Annotated in this window: 18 protein-coding genes; 12 read left to right on the plus strand and 6 right to left on the minus strand. The window is 67.1% G+C overall.

Annotated features, from left to right (window positions below):
- Positions 1–52 precede the first annotated feature (52 nt).
- Together A5724_RS00110 and A5724_RS00115 are read left to right on the plus strand one after the other, a co-directional pair.
- Positions 53–1,042, plus strand: a complete 990-nt coding sequence (locus tag A5724_RS00110; RefSeq protein WP_067794606.1) for a nucleoside hydrolase — start codon at positions 53–55, stop codon at positions 1,040–1,042.
- An 84-nt stretch (positions 1,043–1,126) separates the two neighbouring features.
- Positions 1,127–1,369 (plus strand): hypothetical protein, encoded by a 243-nt coding sequence (locus A5724_RS00115; RefSeq protein ID WP_067794332.1) that lies wholly within the window; start codon positions 1,127–1,129, stop codon positions 1,367–1,369.
- Between the two features lie 25 nt (positions 1,370–1,394).
- Here the strand turns inward: A5724_RS00115 and A5724_RS00120 are convergent, their stop codons facing one another.
- From A5724_RS00120 to A5724_RS00135, 4 genes are read right to left on the minus strand one after another with little or no spacing between them, the layout of a single operon-like run.
- The gene (locus tag A5724_RS00120; RefSeq protein ID WP_067794335.1) at positions 1,395–1,817 is read right to left on the minus strand and encodes an organic hydroperoxide resistance protein; all 423 of its coding nucleotides are present in this window, start codon (positions 1,815–1,817) and stop codon (positions 1,395–1,397) included.
- On the minus strand, positions 1,814–2,260 hold the full coding sequence (locus A5724_RS00125; protein ID WP_067794337.1) for a MarR family winged helix-turn-helix transcriptional regulator: 447 nt from the start codon (positions 2,258–2,260) through the stop codon (positions 1,814–1,816). Before A5724_RS00125 ends, A5724_RS00120 begins: the two co-directional genes overlap by 4 nt.
- 51 nt (positions 2,261–2,311) lie before the next feature.
- On the minus strand, positions 2,312–3,850 hold the full coding sequence (locus tag A5724_RS00130; RefSeq protein WP_067794339.1) for a DNA polymerase Y family protein: 1,539 nt from the start codon (positions 3,848–3,850) through the stop codon (positions 2,312–2,314).
- A gap of 42 nt (positions 3,851–3,892) precedes the next feature.
- Positions 3,893–4,579, minus strand: coding sequence for a hypothetical protein (locus A5724_RS00135; protein WP_369830589.1), 687 nt, complete (start codon positions 4,577–4,579; stop codon positions 3,893–3,895).
- A gap of 169 nt (positions 4,580–4,748) precedes the next feature.
- Here A5724_RS00135 and A5724_RS00140 point away from each other — a divergent pair, with 169 nt between their 5' ends.
- Genes A5724_RS00140 through A5724_RS00160 form a run of 5 tightly spaced genes read left to right on the plus strand, consistent with a single transcriptional unit; the run spans position 4,749 to position 9,859 of the window.
- The gene (locus tag A5724_RS00140) at positions 4,749–5,726 is read left to right on the plus strand and encodes an alpha/beta hydrolase (RefSeq protein WP_067794341.1); all 978 of its coding nucleotides are present in this window, start codon (positions 4,749–4,751) and stop codon (positions 5,724–5,726) included.
- Between the two features lie 5 nt (positions 5,727–5,731).
- On the plus strand, positions 5,732–6,562 hold the full coding sequence (locus tag A5724_RS00145) for an SDR family NAD(P)-dependent oxidoreductase (RefSeq protein ID WP_156752062.1): 831 nt from the start codon (positions 5,732–5,734) through the stop codon (positions 6,560–6,562).
- Between the two features lie 9 nt (positions 6,563–6,571).
- Positions 6,572–7,504, plus strand: a complete 933-nt coding sequence (locus A5724_RS00150) for a reductase (protein ID WP_067794345.1) — start codon at positions 6,572–6,574, stop codon at positions 7,502–7,504.
- A gap of 1 nt (position 7,505) precedes the next feature.
- Positions 7,506–8,969, plus strand: a complete 1,464-nt coding sequence (locus A5724_RS00155; protein WP_067794347.1) for an NAD(P)/FAD-dependent oxidoreductase — start codon at positions 7,506–7,508, stop codon at positions 8,967–8,969.
- Complete coding sequence (locus A5724_RS00160) at positions 8,966–9,859, plus strand: MerR family transcriptional regulator (RefSeq protein ID WP_067794349.1); 894 nt, start codon at positions 8,966–8,968, stop codon at positions 9,857–9,859. The genes A5724_RS00155 and A5724_RS00160 overlap by 4 nt, the downstream gene beginning before the upstream one ends.
- Positions 9,860–9,862: 3 nt before the next feature.
- On the opposite strand, the gene guaA is transcribed toward A5724_RS00160, so the two are convergent.
- Together guaA and A5724_RS00170 are read right to left on the minus strand one after the other, a co-directional pair.
- The gene (gene guaA / locus A5724_RS00165; protein ID WP_067794351.1) at positions 9,863–11,422 is read right to left on the minus strand and encodes a glutamine-hydrolyzing GMP synthase; all 1,560 of its coding nucleotides are present in this window, start codon (positions 11,420–11,422) and stop codon (positions 9,863–9,865) included.
- Positions 11,423–11,451: 29 nt separating this feature from the next.
- Positions 11,452–12,951, minus strand: a complete 1,500-nt coding sequence (locus A5724_RS00170) for a PucR family transcriptional regulator (RefSeq protein WP_067794353.1) — start codon at positions 12,949–12,951, stop codon at positions 11,452–11,454.
- Positions 12,952–13,206: 255 nt separating this feature from the next.
- On the opposite strand from A5724_RS00170, the gene A5724_RS00175 reads away from it, so the two are divergent.
- Genes A5724_RS00175 through A5724_RS00195 form a run of 5 tightly spaced genes read left to right on the plus strand, consistent with a single transcriptional unit; the run spans position 13,207 to position 17,909 of the window.
- Complete coding sequence (locus tag A5724_RS00175) at positions 13,207–14,661, plus strand: amino acid permease (RefSeq protein WP_067794355.1); 1,455 nt, start codon at positions 13,207–13,209, stop codon at positions 14,659–14,661.
- Positions 14,658–15,329 carry an SDR family NAD(P)-dependent oxidoreductase gene (locus A5724_RS00180; protein WP_067794357.1) on the plus strand — a complete coding sequence of 224 codons (672 nt, stop codon included), beginning with the start codon at positions 14,658–14,660 and terminating at the stop codon, positions 15,327–15,329. Before A5724_RS00175 ends, A5724_RS00180 begins: the two co-directional genes overlap by 4 nt.
- A gap of 2 nt (positions 15,330–15,331) precedes the next feature.
- Positions 15,332–16,096, plus strand: a complete 765-nt coding sequence (locus A5724_RS00185) for an SDR family NAD(P)-dependent oxidoreductase (RefSeq protein WP_067794359.1) — start codon at positions 15,332–15,334, stop codon at positions 16,094–16,096.
- Positions 16,093–17,040, plus strand: a complete 948-nt coding sequence (gene speB / locus A5724_RS00190) for an agmatinase (RefSeq protein ID WP_067794361.1) — start codon at positions 16,093–16,095, stop codon at positions 17,038–17,040. Before A5724_RS00185 ends, speB begins: the two co-directional genes overlap by 4 nt.
- Entirely contained in the window at positions 17,037–17,909 is an 873-nt protein-coding gene (locus tag A5724_RS00195; protein ID WP_067794363.1) for a polysaccharide deacetylase, read from the plus strand. Before speB ends, A5724_RS00195 begins: the two co-directional genes overlap by 4 nt.
- Positions 17,910–17,933: the final 24 nt, after the last annotated feature.

Consider the following 17,933-nt stretch of genomic DNA (forward strand, 5'->3'; position numbering starts at 1 on the left):
GGTGACTTCGCTGCCGGTGTTCGTCGACGTCGATACGGGCGTGGACGACGCCATGGCGCTGGCGTATCTGTTCGCCAGCGACGACGCTGACGTGGTCGGCATCGCCTCGACCGCGGGAAACGTTGGAGTGCACCAGGTTTGCCGGAACAACCTGGCGCTGCTCGAGCTGTGCGGCATCACCGGTGTGCCGGTGTCCAAGGGTTCGGAGCAGCCACTGAGTACGCCGCTGCGCACCGCGGAGGACACCCACGGGCCGGAGGGGCTGGGCTATGCCGAACTGCCGCCCACCGATCGTCAGCCCACCGCCCATGACGCCGCCGAGGCGTGGGTGCTCGCCGCACAGGCGTATCCGGGCGAATTGGTCGGCATCGCGACGGGACCGCTGACCAATCTGGCGCTGGCGTTGCGCATCGAACCGGCACTGCCCAAACTGCTTCGCCGCCTGGTGATCATGGGCGGCGCGTTCGATTACCGCGGCAACACCACGCCGGTGGCGGAATGGAACATCAGCGTCGATCCCGAAGCCGCCGCGGAGGTGTTAGCGGTGTGGGGTGCGGCGTGGGGGCTGGAAGCCCCGAAGCACATTCCAATCCTGTTGGGACTCAACCTGACCGAGAACATCGCGATGACGCCTGCCATCTTGAGCAGGCTGGCGGCGGTGGCCGGGTCGTCGTCTGCTCCGATGAGTGTGCTCGACGACCGCGGCACCAGATCACCGGCATCCAATCCGTTGATCCGCGTCCTCGAGGACGCGATGCGGTTCTACTTCGAGTTCCACTTCGACCAGGGCGAAGGATATCTCGCCCATCTGCACGATCCGCTGGCCGCCGCGGTGGCATTGGATCCCGAGTTGGTGCAGTGCCGCGCCGCCGCGGTCGACGTCGAGTTGACGGGCACGCTGACCCGCGGCATGACCATCGCGGATTGGAGTGGACACTGGGGCAAACAGCCCAATGCGCTCGTCGGTGTCGAGGTCGACCCGGCCGTGTTCTTCGACCGGTTCATTGCGCGGGTGGGGGCATTCGCCCGGCGACTGGGCTGAATCCACAGCCAAATACAGCTTGGTCGCAGGTCTTTCACAAGTTCGCCGTCGAAGATTCTCGGGAACGACGAATGGAGACGACGAGTGAAACCTGCCAGGTTTATCGCCGGTCTGATCATTGCGGGTGGCGTCGCTGTCGGTGCGATGGGAACCGCCGGCGTCGGCGTGGCGTTCGCCGATTGGCCGCCACCGGGTCCCGGTCATGACCGCGACCATCACGACTGGGGACCACCGCCCCCGCCACCGCCGCCTGCGCAACCACCGGGCACGTGGAACGGGGGCTGGGAACCCGACGGCGGGTTCTGCTTGTTCGGCGCCTGCATCTAGCCTGTAGGCCGAAACTCGCGGGGACTCAGTCGTCGGTGACGACGAGCTTGACGTCGATGTTGCCGCGCGTCGCGTTCGAGTACGGGCACACCTGATGCGCCTTCTCGGCGAGTTGCACCGCGGCGTCGTGGTCGAGGTTGGGCAGTGTGATCTCCAGTTCGACCGCAAGGCCGAAGCCACCGGTGTCGAGTTGGCCGAGCGAAACCCGCGCTCCTACAGCCGAATCCGAAACGTCGGCCTTCTCCTGACGGCCGACCAGCCGCAGCGCGGAGTGGTAGCAGGCGGCGTAGCCGACGGCGAACAGCTGCTCGGGGTTGGTGCCGTTACCGCTGCCACCCATCTCCTTCGGGATGGCGAGGTCGAGGTCGAGCTTGCCGTCCGAGGTGCGGCCATGGCCGTCGCGGCCTTCGCCGGTGGCCAGCGCTTCGGCGGTGTAGAGGGTCTTCATGCGGATTCCTTTCGTAGCGATGCGTTGAGGGCATCGGTCAGGTGACGGACCGCATCGCGCAGGTCCGCAGCTTGTTCTTCTGTCATTCCCATCGCGCCGAACAGCTGCTCCGGGATGCACTGCGCCTTGCGTTCGAGTCGACGCCCAGTCGCAGTGAGCGTCACGTCGACAAGGCGTTCGTCGTCGCGCGATCTCTCGCGGCGGACAAAACCGTTGGCCTCCAACCGCTTCAGCAGCGGCGACAGCGTTCCCGAGTCGAGTTGCAGCCGCTCGCCCAGTCTGCCGACGGTGACGCGGCCCTCCTCCCACAGCACAAGCAGCACCAGGTACTGCGGATAGGTCAGGTTCAGCTCGTTCAGGATCGGCCGGTATGCGGCCGTCATCGCCCGCGAGGCCGAATACAGGGCGAAGCAGAGATGTCGGTCGAGGGGCAGCATGGCCATGCCAGAACTATAGCCCACAATTCAATTGTGCACAACTAATCTATGGCGAATCTACTCATAGACCCCCTCGACATACCATCGCCGCTGCCGATAGCACAGCAGCAGGGCCTGCGCCGGGTCCCCGTCCACCAGCACCTGCGCCCGCGCGGTACGGCCGGCCTTGGACTGCTCGGGATCCCACCACCGCTCGTCGACCGGCCATGGCCCCGCCCACCACGACAGCTCGCCCTTCCTGCCGGGTGCACGCAGCCGCGACGGGTTGGCGGAGAACAGGCCGCGACCGGTAACCCGCACCTGATTGCCGTCGGCGTCGAGCAATTCGACCGGATCATCGAGCAGCACCGTCGGCGACGGCTCGGGAAGCTGACCCGGCCACGGTTGACTCGGATCGGCGCGCGGCACCGGCTCATCGCCCAGCGGGGTGAAGGTGATGCGCTCGGCGGGCCCACGCCCGCCGCTGAGCACCGGCACCTGCACCGCTTCTGGTCCGAGCAGACCCTGCACCCGCACCAGCGCGCGGCGGGCGCGCAGCCGGTCCGCTTCACCAACGCCGCCCCACAGCGGCAGCTGCAGCGCCTCGGCCGAAACCACCTCCACCGGCCGGAGCCGGAGCAGCGTCACCGGAGCGGTCGGCCGGTCGTTCGGGTTGCGCTTGTTCAGCCAGCCGTCCAGCTGCCAGCGCACCCGGTCGGCGGTGGCGTCCTCGGTCAGCGGTTCGGCGCATCGCCAAACCCGTTCCAACTCTTGACCATTGGCGGTGACAGCGTGAATGGCCAGCCTGGTGCATCCGACGCCTGCGGCCTCGAGGCTGCGGTGCAAAGCGCTGGCCAGTGACCGACCGGCGAATGCCGCCGCGTCGACCCGGTCGATCGGCGGGTCACAGTTCATCACCGCGTCGAGTTCCTCGGGCGGTTCGCGTCCCGACGGGCCACGGGTGGGCTCGCCGCGGGCGAACCGGTGGGCGGCGACGGCGTCGGCGCCGAACCGGGACGCCACATCGCTTCTGGACAACGCGGCGAACTGCCCGATGTTGCGAATCCCCATGCGCCACAACAGGTCTGCCAGATCTTCCCGGCCCGGCGCGGCCAGGCTGGGCTCGGTGGCCAGCTGCCGGATCGACAGGGCGGACAGGAACAGCGCATCCTTGCCCGGCTCGATGATCCGGCCCGCCCGTGCGGCGAACACGGCGGTGGCCAGCTGATCGGCGATGCCGACCTGACATTCGGCGCCCGCCGCGGCCACCGCATCGACAAGCCGCTCCGCGGCGGCTTCTTCAGAGCCGAAGTACCGGGCCGCGCCGCGTACGGACAACACCAGCAGGCCGGGCCGCAACACCTCTGCCCGCGGCACCAGGTCGTCGACCGCGGCCGTCACGGCTTCGAAATGGCGGGCATCGCGCGCGGGGTCGGCGGTGACGACATGCAGTTCCGGACAGCGTGCCTGAGATTCCCTGCGGCGCAACCCCCGTCGCACCCCCGCCGCCCTGGCTGACGCCGAGCAGGCGATCACCCGGTTGGCCAGGGTCACCGCGACCGGCGCTGTCGCAGGAAGGTCCGCCGCGGCCAGCGCGGCGACGGCCGGCCAGTCCATGCACCACACGGCCAGCACACGCGAGGCAGACCTGGATGACACTCATCCGCCTACCGCGCGCGCGTGGCCGCCGAATGATCGACCCCTGGCCCGCATGGCCAGTCGCACTCTGCTGATCCGGCCGAAACCCGGGCGCCCGGATCCGGCGATCTCATATCCACAGACCCTGGCCTCCAGTCGGGTGGATGCGCCTTGCCAGTCCCCGCCGGTGACCAGCAGGGTGCACCCCTTCTGCCGCGCCCGTGCCACCACTGCCCGCGCCCGACCCGCAGGCACCGACCGGCCGCCGAGGCCGAGCACCACCAGATCCATGCCGTCCATCAGCACGGCGGCCACCTCGACCGGATCAGCCCCCGGTTCGGGGATGACCGCGATCCTGCTCAGATCCGCGCCCATCTCGACCGCCGCCAGCAGACCCACGTCGGGCTGGCCGACGATCGCGGCGTGTCCGCCTTCGGCCGTCACCGCCGCCACCATGCTCAGCGACAGCGAGCGGGCGCCCAACACCACCGCCACGGACCCCCGCGGCAACGACGCCGGAAGGAGTTCGGCCAGGGTTTCGGGCACCGGCAGCAAAGATTCCGAATCCGGTAGCGGGTCGGTCGACGGGGTTGGGCCGCGACGCCCGGCGCCGACCTTTCCGGACACCGCTGCTATCTTGCGACGCAGGTGTTCTACCTGTTCAACCCGGTCGAGCCGGCGCTGATCCAGGCTCATGGCCACTGTCACAGCAGCACCTCCTGCATCATCAGAATCATGCTCTTTTCGAATATATGTTCGATAGCTCGAGTAAACACCCACCCACCGACACCGTCAAGCGGCCGGGACGGCGTCAAAGGCCTCCCATTGATCAATAGTGACATTGACAAATGTCATCAGTTGGTGTTGTACTCCAGCGATGCTCAATGACGAGCGCGGATCACTCCGTTCCCGTGGCGCCGCAGCACTGGCCAGCCTGTCCCTTCGGCAGATCGCCGCCGTGATTCCCTCCCAACCGGCATGGGGGGTGTGGCTGTCCCGCCAGATCATCGCCGGCGTCATGGACACCTGTGGTCCGTCGCTCGCAGGCACCCATGTCACCCCGGTCGACACCAGGACCTCCGACGGCCGCCGCGTCGTCGGTGAATGGGTGCACGGCGTCGGGGTGCAACGCGATCGGACCGACGCCGCAATCTACTTCGTGCACGGCAGCGGCTATGTGTTGTGCTCGCCGCGCACCCATCGCCGGCTGACCTCGTGGCTCTCCCGGCTGACCGGTCTCCCGGTGTTCAGCATCGACTACCGCTTGGCACCCAAGCACCGATTCCCCACTGCCGCAGACGATGTCCGGTCAGGTTGGGATTGGCTCGTCGGTGACCATGGGCTGCCACCCGAACGCACCGTGATCGCAGGCGACTCCGCGGGCGGGCACCTCACCGTCGATCTGCTGCTGCAGTCCGACGTGGCGCATCCGGCGGGCGCGGTGCTGCTCTCCCCTGTACTGGATCTGACGTTCACGCTCGCCCGCGCCCGCGAGCGGCTTCGTCGCGATCCGGCCATCCGCTCCCGCGACGCTGTCCGCCTGCTCGAGTTATATTGCGCTGACATCGATTCCGCCCATCCGCGGCTGAAGCTCGACGTCGCAACCGGTCGCACCCTGCCACCGACGCTCATCCAGGCCGGTGGCGCAGAGATGCTGGCCGCAGATGCGATCGCGCTTGCCGACCACATCCAGGCTGCGGGCGGGCAATGCGAGTTGCAGATCTGGCCCGACCAGGTGCACGTCTTCCAAGCCCTGCCGCGCATCAGTCCCGAGGCCACCCCCGCGATGCGGCACATCGCGGGCTTCATCGCCCATGCGCTGCGCCGGCGCGCCTTTGACCAGGCCGCGGGGTGATCGGCATGGGACTGTTGGGAGCGTCGAAGAAGCGCAGTCGCGATGCCGCGGCCGTCATCACCGGTGCGGGCAGCGGCATCGGCGCGGCGTTCGCGACGGAACTGGCTCGCCGTGGCGGCCGGATCGTCTGCAGCGATGTCGACGAGAACGCCGCCCGCGCAACCGCTGACGCGATCATCGCCGAGGGTGGACAGGCTACGGCCGTCCGTTGCGACGTGACTGAGATCGGGGACCTGCACGGGCTTGCGACCAAGGCGCAGGCTTGGTTCGACGGCCCACCGACCCTCGTCATCAACAACGCAGGAGTCGGGGCGGGCGGCAAGGCGATCGGTGATGCGCATCTGGACGACTGGAATTGGGTGCTGAGCATCAATCTGTGGGGACCGATCCACGGCTGCCACGTATTCGCACCGATTCTGCGTGCGACGGGATATGGCGGCATCATCAACGTCGCATCGGCCGCGGCGTTCGGCGCCGCACCCGGGATGGCCGCCTACAACGTCAGCAAGGCCGGCGTGCTGTCGCTGTCCGAGACCCTGGCCGCCGAGTTGAGCGGCACCGGAGTGCACGTTACGGTGCTGTGCCCGACATTCGTCAAGACCAACATCGTCGGATCAGGCCGCATCACAGCACAATCCAGTCAGCTCGCCGATCGGCTGATGCGCTGGACCGGGTTCTCACCCGAGCGGGTGGCGCAGATGTGCCTGGACACCCATGACCGTGGCGGCCTGTACTGCATGCCACAGCCCGATGCCCGGATCGGTTGGGGCATCAAGCGTTTCACCCCGACGGTGTACACCCGCGCCGCCGGTCTGGCCAATCGTGTGACGACGTAGGAGACGGCAATGGCCCCCAAAACAAAGATCGACATGGACGCGATGCTCGACAAGATCAAGGATCGCCAGTGGGCCCTGGCCGACATCGACTGGGACGCGCCCGGCGCGGAACTGATCACCGACGAGCAACGACCGGAGCTGAAGGCGTTCATGGCCGATCTGTGCTGGATCGAGAACATCGGCGCCCGCGGCTTCGCCGCACTGGCCAAAAAGGCGCCGACGCCGACGATCGCCGAGATCTACCGCTACTTCCACGCCGAGGAGCAGCGGCACGCCAACGCCGAACTGGCGCTGATGAAGCGCTGGGGCATGCTGTCCGACGGCGAGGTCCCCGAACCGAACGTCAACATCCGGCTCGCCATCGACTGGCTGGATCGGTGGGCCGACGACATGCCGCTGTCGCTGCTCGGGACCGTGATCCCGATGCTCGAAGTCGCGCTCGACGGTGCGCTGTTGAAGTTCCTCCTCGACGAGGTCCACGACCCGGTCTGCCACCAGGTCTTCGAGAAGATCAACAACGACGAGTCACGGCATCTCGTCGTCGATTTCGAAGTTCTCGACATGATCGGGCATGCCAAGATCCGACGACTGCTGATCGACTTCGTCGGCCACCACGCCACCCCCGGCCTGATTGTCGGCGCCATCACGGGCGCCCCGCTGATCAACAGGATCCGCAACGAGATCACCGCCATGGGCATGGAGCCCGAACGGCTCTACCGCGCCGTCAAGCGGTTCAAGGAGCTCGGCGACCGCGGCGAATACACCAGTCGAGTGCCGACGTACCGGTTCCTGCGGCGCTACGCCGGGGTGGTCACCAACCCGCGCCATCCCTATCACCTGCTGGCCAATTCGATGGTGTGGCTGTCGGATCGGTATCCGCGGCCGCTGTTGCCGTCGGTACCGACCTGGGTCAAGGAAGTCACCCCCGAGCCGGCGGCCTGACATGGCCGCACCACACGACACGCTGATCGTCGGCGCCGGATTCACCGGCATCGGCGCGGCGATCAAGCTGACCAAGGCGGGTGTCAACGACGTGGTCATCGTCGACCGCAGCGACCGCGTCGGCGGCACCTGGCGTGACAACACCTATCCCGGTGCGGCATGCGATATTCCGTCGCTGCTGTATTCGTTCTCGTTCGTTAAGAACCCGGCGTGGTCACGCGCGTACTCCCCCGCCGACGAGATCTGCCAGCACATCGAGGACCTGGTCGACGCGCACGACCTGCGCCGTCGCATCCGGTTCGGTGTCGAGGTCACCGGCTTGGAGTTCGACGAAGCCGACGGCGTGTGGACGGTGAAGACGAAAGGAAAACGCTCCACTACTTTTTATGCTCGCACCGTCGTGCTGGCCTCCGGCCCGCTGGCCGACCACGACTGGCCGGCCATCCGCGGTCTGGACACCTACACCGGCCACAAGATCCACAGCGCCCGCTGGGATCACGACTACGACTTCGCCGGAAAGCGGGTCGCCGTCATCGGCACCGGCGCGAGCGGGGTGCAGATCATCCCCGAACTCGTCAAGAAGGCCGACTTCGTCAAGGTCTTCCAGCGCACACCCGGCTGGGTGCTGCCCCGCCTCGACACCGCCATGCCCACTGCCGCGCAGGCATTGTTCGCGAAAGTACCTGCGGCACAAGAACTTGCCCGGCAGGCGTTGTTCTGGGGGCACGAGATCTCGGCGACCGCACTGGTGTGGGACACCCCGCTGAGCGGCCTGGTGGCCCGGCTGGGCAAGGCGCACCTGCACCGTCAGGTCAAGGACCCGTGGTTGCGCCGCCAGCTGACACCGGATTTCACGCCAGGGTGCAAACGGATGCTCGTGTCCAGCGACTATTACCCAGCGCTGCAACGGGACAACTGCAAGCTCATCGACTGGCCGATCGCCACCATCAGTCCGGTCGGCATCCGCACCAGCGACGGGATCGAGCATCACCTCGATTGCATCGTCTTCGCCACGGGCTATGACGTGCACCTGACCGGCCCGCCGTACCCGGTACTCGGCATCGGCGGACGCTCGCTTCGCGAGGAGTGGGCCGCCGGGGCGCAGGCCTACAAGAGCATCAACGCCAACGGCTACCCCAACCTGTTCTTCATGACCGGACCCAATTCCGGACCAGGGCACAACTCGCTGCTGGTGTACGTCGAGGGGCAGATCGATTACGCCGTGCGCGGCATCACCACGATCCTCGGCGAGAACCTGCGCTACCTCGATGTGCGCGCCGACGTGCAGCGGCGCTACAACGAACGGATTCAGCGACGGCTGACCAAGACGACGTGGATGTCGGGCTGCAGCAGCTGGTACCTGACGGCCGACGGTTTCAACGCGGCGATGTACCCGGGGTTTGCGACGCAGTATCTTCGTCAGATGCGGGACTTCCGGTACACCGATTACGCCGCGGTGGCATGACCGCCGGTCCGCGCCAGCAACCTGGTGCGATCTCGACGGTGTTGAAGGGCCTGCGCCGGCGCGTTCAGCGTGGTTCACGCGACGTCATCGAAACCGCCGTGTCGCAGTTGTTCGACGCCGCGGTGCATCCGCACGGGGTGGCGGCGTCGGGTGAATACCGCATCGACGATCTGGCCCGGCTCGCGGGCACCACGACCCGCAACATCCGCGTCTACCGTGACCGGGGGCTGCTGCACCCGCCGCTGCGCGTTGGCCGGATCGCGTTGTTCAACGACACGCACCTGACCCGGCTGCGGCTGATCACGTCGCTGCTCGACCGCGGCTACAACATCGCCCACGTCCACGAGATGCTCAGCGCGTGGGAGCAGGGCAAGGATCTGGGTTCGGTGCTCGGGCTCGAGTCGGCGATCGCAGGCACCTGGGCGGCGGAGAAGCCGCAGACGATGCCGGTGTCCCAGGCGCGGCGACTGATCAACGACGACGCCGCGTTCGACCGGCTGGTCGGCTCGGGGCTGGTCCGCATCGAGGACGACGAGGCAATCGTGTTGCGGCCCAAGCTGATCGAGGCCTTCAACGACATCCGCGAGTACGGGGTGTCCATCGACAAGCTGATCGACATCCACGAGCAGGTGCTGCCACTGGTCGACCAGATCAGCGCCATCTTGGTGCAGGCGGGCGCCGAGCATGTCCAAGACAGGATCAAACCCGGTGTCGGGTTGCCCGACGACACCGAGGTCGCCGAGTTGATCACGATGCTGGTGCGGTTCCGGACGCAGGCGGTGGCGGCGGTGACCGCGACGCTGGCGTCGTCGATCGAGTCGACGATCGAGGAACTGGTCAGCCGGCTCCTCGCCGACTACGTGGAGAACTCCCCCGGCGAGCAGATATAGAAATCACTCCCACTCGATGGTGCCGGGCGGCTTGCTGGTGATGTCCAGCACCACCCGGTTCACCTCGGGCACCTCGTTCGTGATGCGGGTTGAGATGCGTTCGAGCACTTCGTAGGGCACCCGCGTCCAGTCGGCGGTCATCGCGTCCTCACTGGACACCGGCCGCAACACGATCGGATGCCCGTAGGTGCGGCCGTCGCCCTGGACCCCGACCGACCGGATGTCGGCCAGCAGCACGACGGGGCACTGCCAGATCTGGTGGTCCAGCCCCGCCGACGTCAACTCCTCGCGGGCGATCGCGTCGGCGCGGCGCAGCGTATCGAGTCGGTCGGCCGTGACCTCGCCGACGATCCGAATACCCAGTCCAGGTCCCGGAAATGGTTGGCGCGCAACGATTTCCTCCGGCAGGCCGAGCTCGCGGCCCACCGCACGGACCTCATCCTTGAACAGCAGTCGCAGCGGCTCGACGAGCTTGAACTTCAGGTCGTCCGGCAGACCGCCGACATTGTGATGGCTCTTGATGTTGGCCGCGCCTGTGCCGCCGCCGGACTCGACCACATCTGGATACAGCGTGCCCTGCACCAGGAACTCGACCTCGCCGCCGCTGTGGCCGACGATGTCGCGCACCGCGCCTTCGAACGCCCGGATGAACTGGCGGCCGATGATCTTGCGTTTGCCTTCCGGGTTGGTCACCCCGGACAGCGCTTCGAGGAACTTATCGGCCACGTCGACGGTGACCAGGTTGGCCCCGGTGGCGGCGACGAAGTCGCGCTGCACCTGGGCGCGCTCACCGGCGCGCAGCAATCCGTGGTCGACGAACACACAGGTCAGCCGGTCGCCGATGGCCCGCTGCACCAGCGCAGCGGCCACCGCGGAGTCCACCCCGCCGGACAGCCCGCAGATCGCGTGGCCGTTGCCGATCTGGTTGCGGACCTGCTCGACCAGCGAGTCGGCGATGTTCGCCGGCGTCCAGGATGCGTCGATGCCCGCGAACTCGTGCAGGAACCGGCTCAGGATCTGCTGGCCGTGCGGGGTGTGCATCACCTCGGGGTGATACTGCACACCGGCCAGTCGACGGGCCCTGTTCTCGAACGCCGCCACCGGGGCGCCCGCGCTGGTGGCCACCACGTCGAACCCGTCAGGCGCGGCGGTCACGGCGTCGCCGTGGCTCATCCACACCGGCTGCCTCGCGGGTAGATCCGAATGCAGTTGTCCCCCAGACACATTCAGCTCGGTGCGGCCGTATTCACTGGTACCGGTCTTGGCCACCGTGCCGCCGAGCGCCTGCGCCATGGCCTGGAAGCCGTAGCAGATGCCGAACACCGGAACACCGAGGTCGAACACGGCCGGGTTGAGTTGCGGCGCACCATCGGTGTACACGCTGGCGGGCCCGCCGGACAGCACGATGGCCTGCGGGTCCTTGTCCTTGATGTCCTCGACGCTGGCGGTGTGCGGGATGACCTCCGAGTACACCCGTGCCTCACGCACGCGGCGGGCGATCAGCTGGGCGTACTGGGCGCCGAAGTCGACCACCAGGACGGGGCGGGGCGATGCTGATTCCACTGGGTCAGTCTAGTTGGCGACGGCAGGCACTACGGACGTGGCGACGCCAGTAGGTCGCGCGCCCGCAACGCCAGCCAGAACTCCGCGATGGCCGCCGTCTCGGAGATCGAGCGGCCGGTGATCTGCTCGATCCGCTGGACGCGGTACACCACGGTCTGCCGATGGACGTTCAGCGCCGCGGCCGTCTGCACCCACGATCTGTCGCACCGCAAAAATGTGTCCAACGTCTTGACCATCTCGGCAGAGTGCCGCGCGTCATAACCGATCAGCGGGCCGAGCACCCGGTCGACGACCACTTGCGCCTCATCGGTGTCTCGCAGCACGGAGAACATCGTGGCGTCGGCGAACCGCGCAATACGGTCGGGCGCGGTCTCGGCGACGCGCGCGGCCCATGTCGCCTCCCGCACCGCTGTCGGGGCGCGGCCCGGTCTGGCCAGTGGCTCGCTGATCCCCACCGTGGCCGAAGCGCCGAGTCGCTGGCGCAGCGCGGCCAACGACTGATCGGTGACGGGCATGAGCGCATACAGCAGGTCGCCGCGCCGCAGCAGCAGATGCGGCACTGATCGTCGACCGAGGTTGAGGTGCAGCTGCCGCTCACCGGCGGGCAACACACCGCCCGCGGCCACGATCGAGCACTCCGACGCCCTGAGCCCGCGCTCCGCCAGTTCCCGGTCGGCCTCCCGCGCGGCCATCCGCCCGTCGCACAGTTGCGCCATCACCTCGGCGCCGATGCGTCGTTCGTGCTCGAGTCGCACGTTCTGTTGCGCGAGCAGCACCGCCACCGCCGATGCGAGGTGCTGCAGGTGAACGAGATCGATTGCGGGACCGTGGAAGTCGTAGGTGACGAGCACGGTCGGCTCCTCGTCGGGTACTTCCACCACGAGCGCCCGGATGCCTTCGGCGGCGACGTGCAGAACGCCGGGCACCGCGCCTCGCCGTTCTGCGATCTCGTCGATGACGGCGCGACGCAACTCCGCGGGTACCGGTTTGGAGCCGTCGAGGGCCACCTCTCCGGTGGCCGCGTCGAGCACCGCCAGTCGGCAGGACAGGTCACGACCCAACTGGCTGAACACGTTTGACCGCGTGGTCTGGGTCACCGACTGCCGGATGACGTTGTAGACGCGTTCGGTGGTGACGACCCGTCCGCTGTCGGCGTCAGCGTCGGCCACCGCGCGCCCGATGGCGCCGAAGCCGATCGAGTACGGCACCACCATCACGGGGAAGCGCAACTGGTCGGCCAGCGCGATCGCCGCCGGGGTGAGTTCGGGCGTGGCCGCATCCAACCCGATCACCAGGCCGCACATCCCCTTCTCCGCCAGGCCTCTGATCAACGCGGTCTGGCCGCGGGCCGACTCGGGCAGCGTCTGTCCGTTCTTCATCAGCAACTCGCCGCCGGCAAGGTATGACCAGGGCTCCTCGAGGTCGGAGGTCTGCGCCCATGCGACCGGTCGGTCCAGACCATCGGCCCCGGCGCGCACCCGGACGCGCAGATGCGGGGTGTCGACCAGATCCGCAACGCGATAGACCATCGGTCTCACCGCCTTCCGGGAAGTTCACGCCGCCGCAATGTGCGGTTACGTGGCTGTTGCGACACGGTTCGCCACCGAAACCGCCTGTTCAGGTCGTATGCGTGACGGCTGATGGGACCAGAACGTCCGCGCTTCACCGCTCAACGTTAGACCATCATCTAATTGTCGGCACTTGGTCTATACGAAAGACTACTTCTGTTCGGGCGGCGACAAGCTCACAGTGATGCCTCGATACCACTGACCACGGGAGGCGCCATGGCCCAGCCGCTGGACACCCAACCGGCTTCGAACGACAGTCCGCCGCAGCTGCTGCGCGGCTTCAGCTTCCGATCGGCCCTGTCGCTTGCCTTCGCCGACGTGTCACCGATCGCCGCGGTCTACGCGATCTTCACGCTCGGGTTGTTCGCCGCAGGGCCGAAGTTCTTCTGGGCCTTCCCGGTAGTGCTGATCGGTCAATTGCTGGTTGCGGCGGTGTTCGGCGAGCTGGCCTCCCGATGGCCGTATGCGGGCAGCGTCTACCAGTGGTCCCGCCACGTCCGCGGCACCAGTTGGGGCTGGGCCGCCGCATGGGCGTACATGTGGGGATTGACGTTGGCGCTCGGCACGCTGTCGTATGCCGCCAGCGGGTTCCTGTTGCAGATCTTCGGGGTCGTGCAGCCCGGCCGGCTGCAGATCGCCGTCGTCGCCATCTGCATCATCGCGGTCGGCACGTTGATCAACATGATAGGCCGCAAGGGTCTGAAAGTCGTTGTCGCGATCAGCATTACGTGCGAGATCGTCGGCTCGCTGGGCCTCGGCACGATCCTGCTGCTGTTCTATCGGGAAAACCCGTTCTCCGTGCTGTTCTCCAGCGCAGGCATTCCCGGTGCCGACGCCTGGACGTCGGGACCGATGCTGCTCGCGATCGCCTACGTCGGCTGGTCCTTTCTCGGGTTCGAGGCTGCAGGCTCGATCGCCGAGGAGGTCGATCAACCGGAACGTAATGTGCCGAAGGCGATCATCTTGGGGCTGCTGTTGGTAGGTCTGGTGGTGATGTTCTCCAGCGCGGCGCTGATCCTGTCCATCCCCAATCTCACGTCGGTCGTGCAGGCGCAGTCCGGTGACGTGGTGGCCGACACCCTGACTGCGCATCTCGGCGCAGGCATCACCAAACCACTGCTCGCGATGTTCGTGATCGGCTTCGTGTCAAGCTTTCTCGCGGTGCAGGCCGCGGTGTCGCGCTGCATCTGGGGCGCCGCGCGCGATCGCGGCCTTCCTGGTTCGAAGATTCTCGGCGGGCTGGCGGGCCCCGAACGGTTGCCCGTCTACGCCATCGCACTGACCGGAATCGTCGCCGTGGTGTTCGTTCTGATCGCGGGTACGGAGTTCTACAACGTGTTGGTGAACTTCAACATCATCGGCTTCTACATCGCGTTCGGCGTTCCGGTGATCGGTGCCGCGATCGCGCGACTGACCGGCAAGTGGCGGCCGGGTCCGTTCAACCTCGGCCGGTGGGGCGCGCCGGTGACGTATCTGGCCGCGTTGTGGATCATCTTCGAGACCGTCAACGTCGCCTGGCCGCGTACCCAACCGGACCAGCCGTGGTACATCAACTGGGCCAGCGTGCTGACGACAGCGGCGCTCGCGGTGATCGGACTGGGCATCTTCCTGACGGTGCGCAAGCGCATGGAGGATCCGATCGCCCATCGACTGGGCGCCGACGCTTCGTGACTCGCACCGCCATCGTCACCGGGGCGGCTTCCGGCATAGGGGCCGCCGTCACCGCAGCGCTGACGAAGGACGGCTACACCGTTGCCGGTCTCGACATCGATTCGGCCGCAACGTATGTCGTCGACATATCCGACGCGGCCGCAGTGGCGCGCGTTGTCGACGAGATCGGTCCGGTCGACGCCGTCGTGTCCGCGGCAGGCCACTACGAGATGATCCCGATCGCGGACATCACCGGCCAGCAGTTGCGCCGCATGCTGCGTGTGCACCTCGGCGGGCTGCGCAACGTCACCCGCAGCGTGCTGCCATCGATGCTCGGCCGCGGCCGCGGCTCGATCGTCGCGATCGCGTCGGAGTTGGCGATCGGCGGCGGCGACGGTGACGCGCACTACGCGGCGGCCAAGGGTGCGATCATCGGATTGGTGCGTAGCCTCGCGGCCGAGGTCGCGGGTCGCGGTGTCCGGGTCAACGCAGTCGCACCGGGCCCCACCGACACCCCGCTGTTGGGCGCCGACTCGCCTTGGCGCGCACCGGATTACCTGGCCACGATTCCCAACCGGCGACTGACAAGACCCGACGAGATCGCCGAAGTCGTGCGATTCTTGCTGACTGACGACGCCGACTTCTTCGTCGGCGAAGTCCTCTCGCCCAACGGCGGGGCGGTGATCTGACGATGGCGGGCCCACAGCAAGGACGCATCGCGCTGGTCACCGGCGCCACCCAGGGGATCGGCGCGGCGATCGCGCGCAGACTGTCGCGCGACGGCGCCACCGTCGGGGTCAACGGCCTCACACACGATGAGCGGATGAGCGCCGTACTTGCCGAAACCAGAGGTTTCCCAGCAGTCGGCGACATTTCCGACCCCGACGCGGTCAAGCGCCTCGTCGATGCCGCCGAAACCACTCACGGACCGATCGACATACTGGTGTGCAATGCCGCCTACATGGCCATGGCGCCGTTCGTCGAGCACGACGACGAGGACTGGTGGAAGGTCATCGACACGAACCTCGCCGGCACGGTCTACCTGATTCAGGCGGTGCTGGCCGGCATGCGCCGGATTGGCGGCGGCAACATCGTGATCATCACTTCCGAATGGGGTGTCACCGGGTGGCCGGAAGCCAGCGCCTATTCTGCCTCGAAGGCGGGACTGATCGCGTTGACGAAAACCCTTGGGCGAGAACTGGCTCCCGCGAGCATCACCGTCAACGCTGTCGCGCCGGGGGTGATCGACACCCCGCAACTACAGGTTGACGCCGACAACGCGAAAGTGAGTTTGGCCGAGATGCACGAGGAATACAGCCGCGGCATACCGATCGGAAGGATCGGAAGGCCTGAGGAAATCGCCTCTGCAGTAGCGCTGCTGGCGCGCAAAGACCTTGGCGCGTTTGTGGGCCAGACGATTCAGGTGAACGGCGGGACGACGAGGAGTCGAGTATGAGTGAACCGATCGGGCCGGTCGACGGCCGTGTGGTACCCCGGTACGCGGGCCTGACAACCTTCGGGCGGCTGCCTCGAATCGAGGACGTCGAGAGCTATGACGTTGCCGTCGTGGGGATCCCGTTCGACACCGGGGTCAGCTACCGGCCCGGCGCACGCTTCGGGCCGTCCCATATCCGGCAGTGTTCCCGGGTGTTGCGGCCGTACAACCCGGCGTTGGACGTGTCCCCGTTCGCCAGCCAGCAAGTGGTCGACGCCGGCGATATCGCCTGCACTCCGTACGACATTGCGACCGCGGTGCGCCAGATCGAAGAACATGCGTCGGCGCTCATCGACAGCGGTGCCAGGATCGTCAGCCTGGGCGGCGACCACACCATCGCTTACCCGCTGCTGCGCGCCCACCACCGCCGCTACGGGCCGGTGGCGTTGGTGCACTTCGACGCCCACCTCGACACCTGGGACACGTATTTCGACGCGCCGCTGACGCACGGCACGCCGTTCCGGCGCGCCGCGGAGGAAGGCCTGTTCGTCGCGGGCCACAGCGCGCACGTCGGTATCCGGGGGGCGTTGTACACCCCCGACGACCTCGACGACGACGCGGAACTGGGGTTCACCATCGTGCACTGCTCGGCGTTCCAGAAACGCACCGTCGACGACGTGGTCGAGCAGTTGCGGGAGACCATCGGTGACCATCCCCTGTACGTGTCGATCGACATCGACGTGCTCGACCCGGCGCACGCACCTGCCACCGGCACCCCCGAGATCGGCGGGCTGTCCAGTCGTGAATTGCTGGGCCTGGTACGTGGTTTCGAGGGGCTCAACCTGGTCGGTGCGGAGATCGTCGAGGTCGCGCCCGCCTATGACCACGCCGAGATCACCGGCATCGCCGCGGCGTACCTGGCTTACGAGTTCGTGTCGCTGCTGGCGCAGAAATCCAGCCGATGAGCGTTCCGGCGGCGCCGATCGCGTGGCCCAACGGTGCGCGCTGTGCGGTGTCGTTCAGCTTCGACGTCGACGCTGAATCGGCCATGCTCGGTGTGTCCACCACACATGCCAGCCGGATGTCGGCGATCAGTCACCAGGCGTACGGGCCGCTCACCGGTGTGCCGCGGCTGCTCGACATCCTCGCCAGAAACAGCGTCACGTCAACCTTTTTCGTGCCGGGCTACACCGCTGTGCGCTACCCGGAGGTGATCAAGTCGATCGTCGGGGCCGGCCATGAGGTCGCCCACCACGGTTATCTGCACGAAGCGATGTTCGGGATGACGGAGGAGCAAGAGGCGGCGATTCTGGACCGCGGCCTCGAGGCGCTCGACACCGTCGCAGGTGTGCGGCCCACCGGTTACCGCGCCCCGATGTGGGAGCTGAACTGGCACTCACCGAAGTTGCTGCGGGACAGGGGATTTACCTACGACAGCAGCTTGATGGACACCGACCACCCGTATGAGCTCGCCGTCGACGGCGGTGGCCCGTTGGTCGAGATCCCGATTCAGTGGGCGTTGGACGACTGGGAACAGTATTGCTATGTGCCGGACTTCTCCGGATCGGGTTTGATCGAGAGTCCGGTCAAGGCCGTCGAGATGTGGAAGCTGGAGTTCGACGCGGTACGGGAGGCCGGCGCGTGCTTCGTGCTGACGAATCATCCGTTCCTGTCCGGCCGCCCGTCGCGGGCCAAGGCGCTGGAGGGCTTGATCTCCTACGTGTGTTCCCACGACGACGTGTGGGTGGCCAGCCTGGACCAAATCGCCTCGCATGTGCGCAGTCTCGACCTGACCCCGCGCAGTGTCGACAAGCCTGACGAACGGGACTTCTAGCACCGACCCGAGATGGCATTCTTA

Source organism: Mycobacterium sp. ACS1612, assembly GCF_001667505.1.
Taxonomy (GTDB): Bacteria; Actinomycetota; Actinomycetes; order Mycobacteriales; family Mycobacteriaceae; genus Mycobacterium.

Excerpts from the sequence above, each read along its gene's own strand:
- A5724_RS00110 (WP_067794606.1), top strand. The coding sequence starts at position 53 with ATGGCGCTGGCGTATCTGTTCGCCAGCGACGACGCTGACGTGGTCGGC.
- A5724_RS00120 (WP_067794335.1), bottom strand. The coding sequence starts at position 1,817 with ATGAAGACCCTCTACACCGCCGAAGCGCTGGCCACCGGCGAAGGCCGC.
- A5724_RS00125 (WP_067794337.1), bottom strand. The coding sequence starts at position 2,260 with ATGGCCATGCTGCCCCTCGACCGACATCTCTGCTTCGCCCTGTATTCG.
- A5724_RS00130 (WP_067794339.1), bottom strand. The coding sequence starts at position 3,850 with ATGGACTGGCCGGCCGTCGCCGCGCTGGCCGCGGCGGACCTTCCTGCG.
- A5724_RS00140 (WP_067794341.1), top strand. The coding sequence starts at position 4,749 with ATGCTCAATGACGAGCGCGGATCACTCCGTTCCCGTGGCGCCGCAGCA.
- A5724_RS00145 (WP_156752062.1), top strand. The coding sequence starts at position 5,732 with ATGGGACTGTTGGGAGCGTCGAAGAAGCGCAGTCGCGATGCCGCGGCC.
- A5724_RS00150 (WP_067794345.1), top strand. The coding sequence starts at position 6,572 with ATGGCCCCCAAAACAAAGATCGACATGGACGCGATGCTCGACAAGATC.
- A5724_RS00155 (WP_067794347.1), top strand. The coding sequence starts at position 7,506 with ATGGCCGCACCACACGACACGCTGATCGTCGGCGCCGGATTCACCGGC.
- A5724_RS00160 (WP_067794349.1), top strand. The coding sequence starts at position 8,966 with ATGACCGCCGGTCCGCGCCAGCAACCTGGTGCGATCTCGACGGTGTTG.
- A5724_RS00170 (WP_067794353.1), bottom strand. The coding sequence starts at position 12,951 with ATGGTCTATCGCGTTGCGGATCTGGTCGACACCCCGCATCTGCGCGTC.
- A5724_RS00175 (WP_067794355.1), top strand. The coding sequence starts at position 13,207 with ATGGCCCAGCCGCTGGACACCCAACCGGCTTCGAACGACAGTCCGCCG.
- A5724_RS00185 (WP_067794359.1), top strand. The coding sequence starts at position 15,332 with ATGGCGGGCCCACAGCAAGGACGCATCGCGCTGGTCACCGGCGCCACC.
- speB (WP_067794361.1), top strand. The coding sequence starts at position 16,093 with ATGAGTGAACCGATCGGGCCGGTCGACGGCCGTGTGGTACCCCGGTAC.
- A5724_RS00195 (WP_067794363.1), top strand. The coding sequence starts at position 17,037 with ATGAGCGTTCCGGCGGCGCCGATCGCGTGGCCCAACGGTGCGCGCTGT.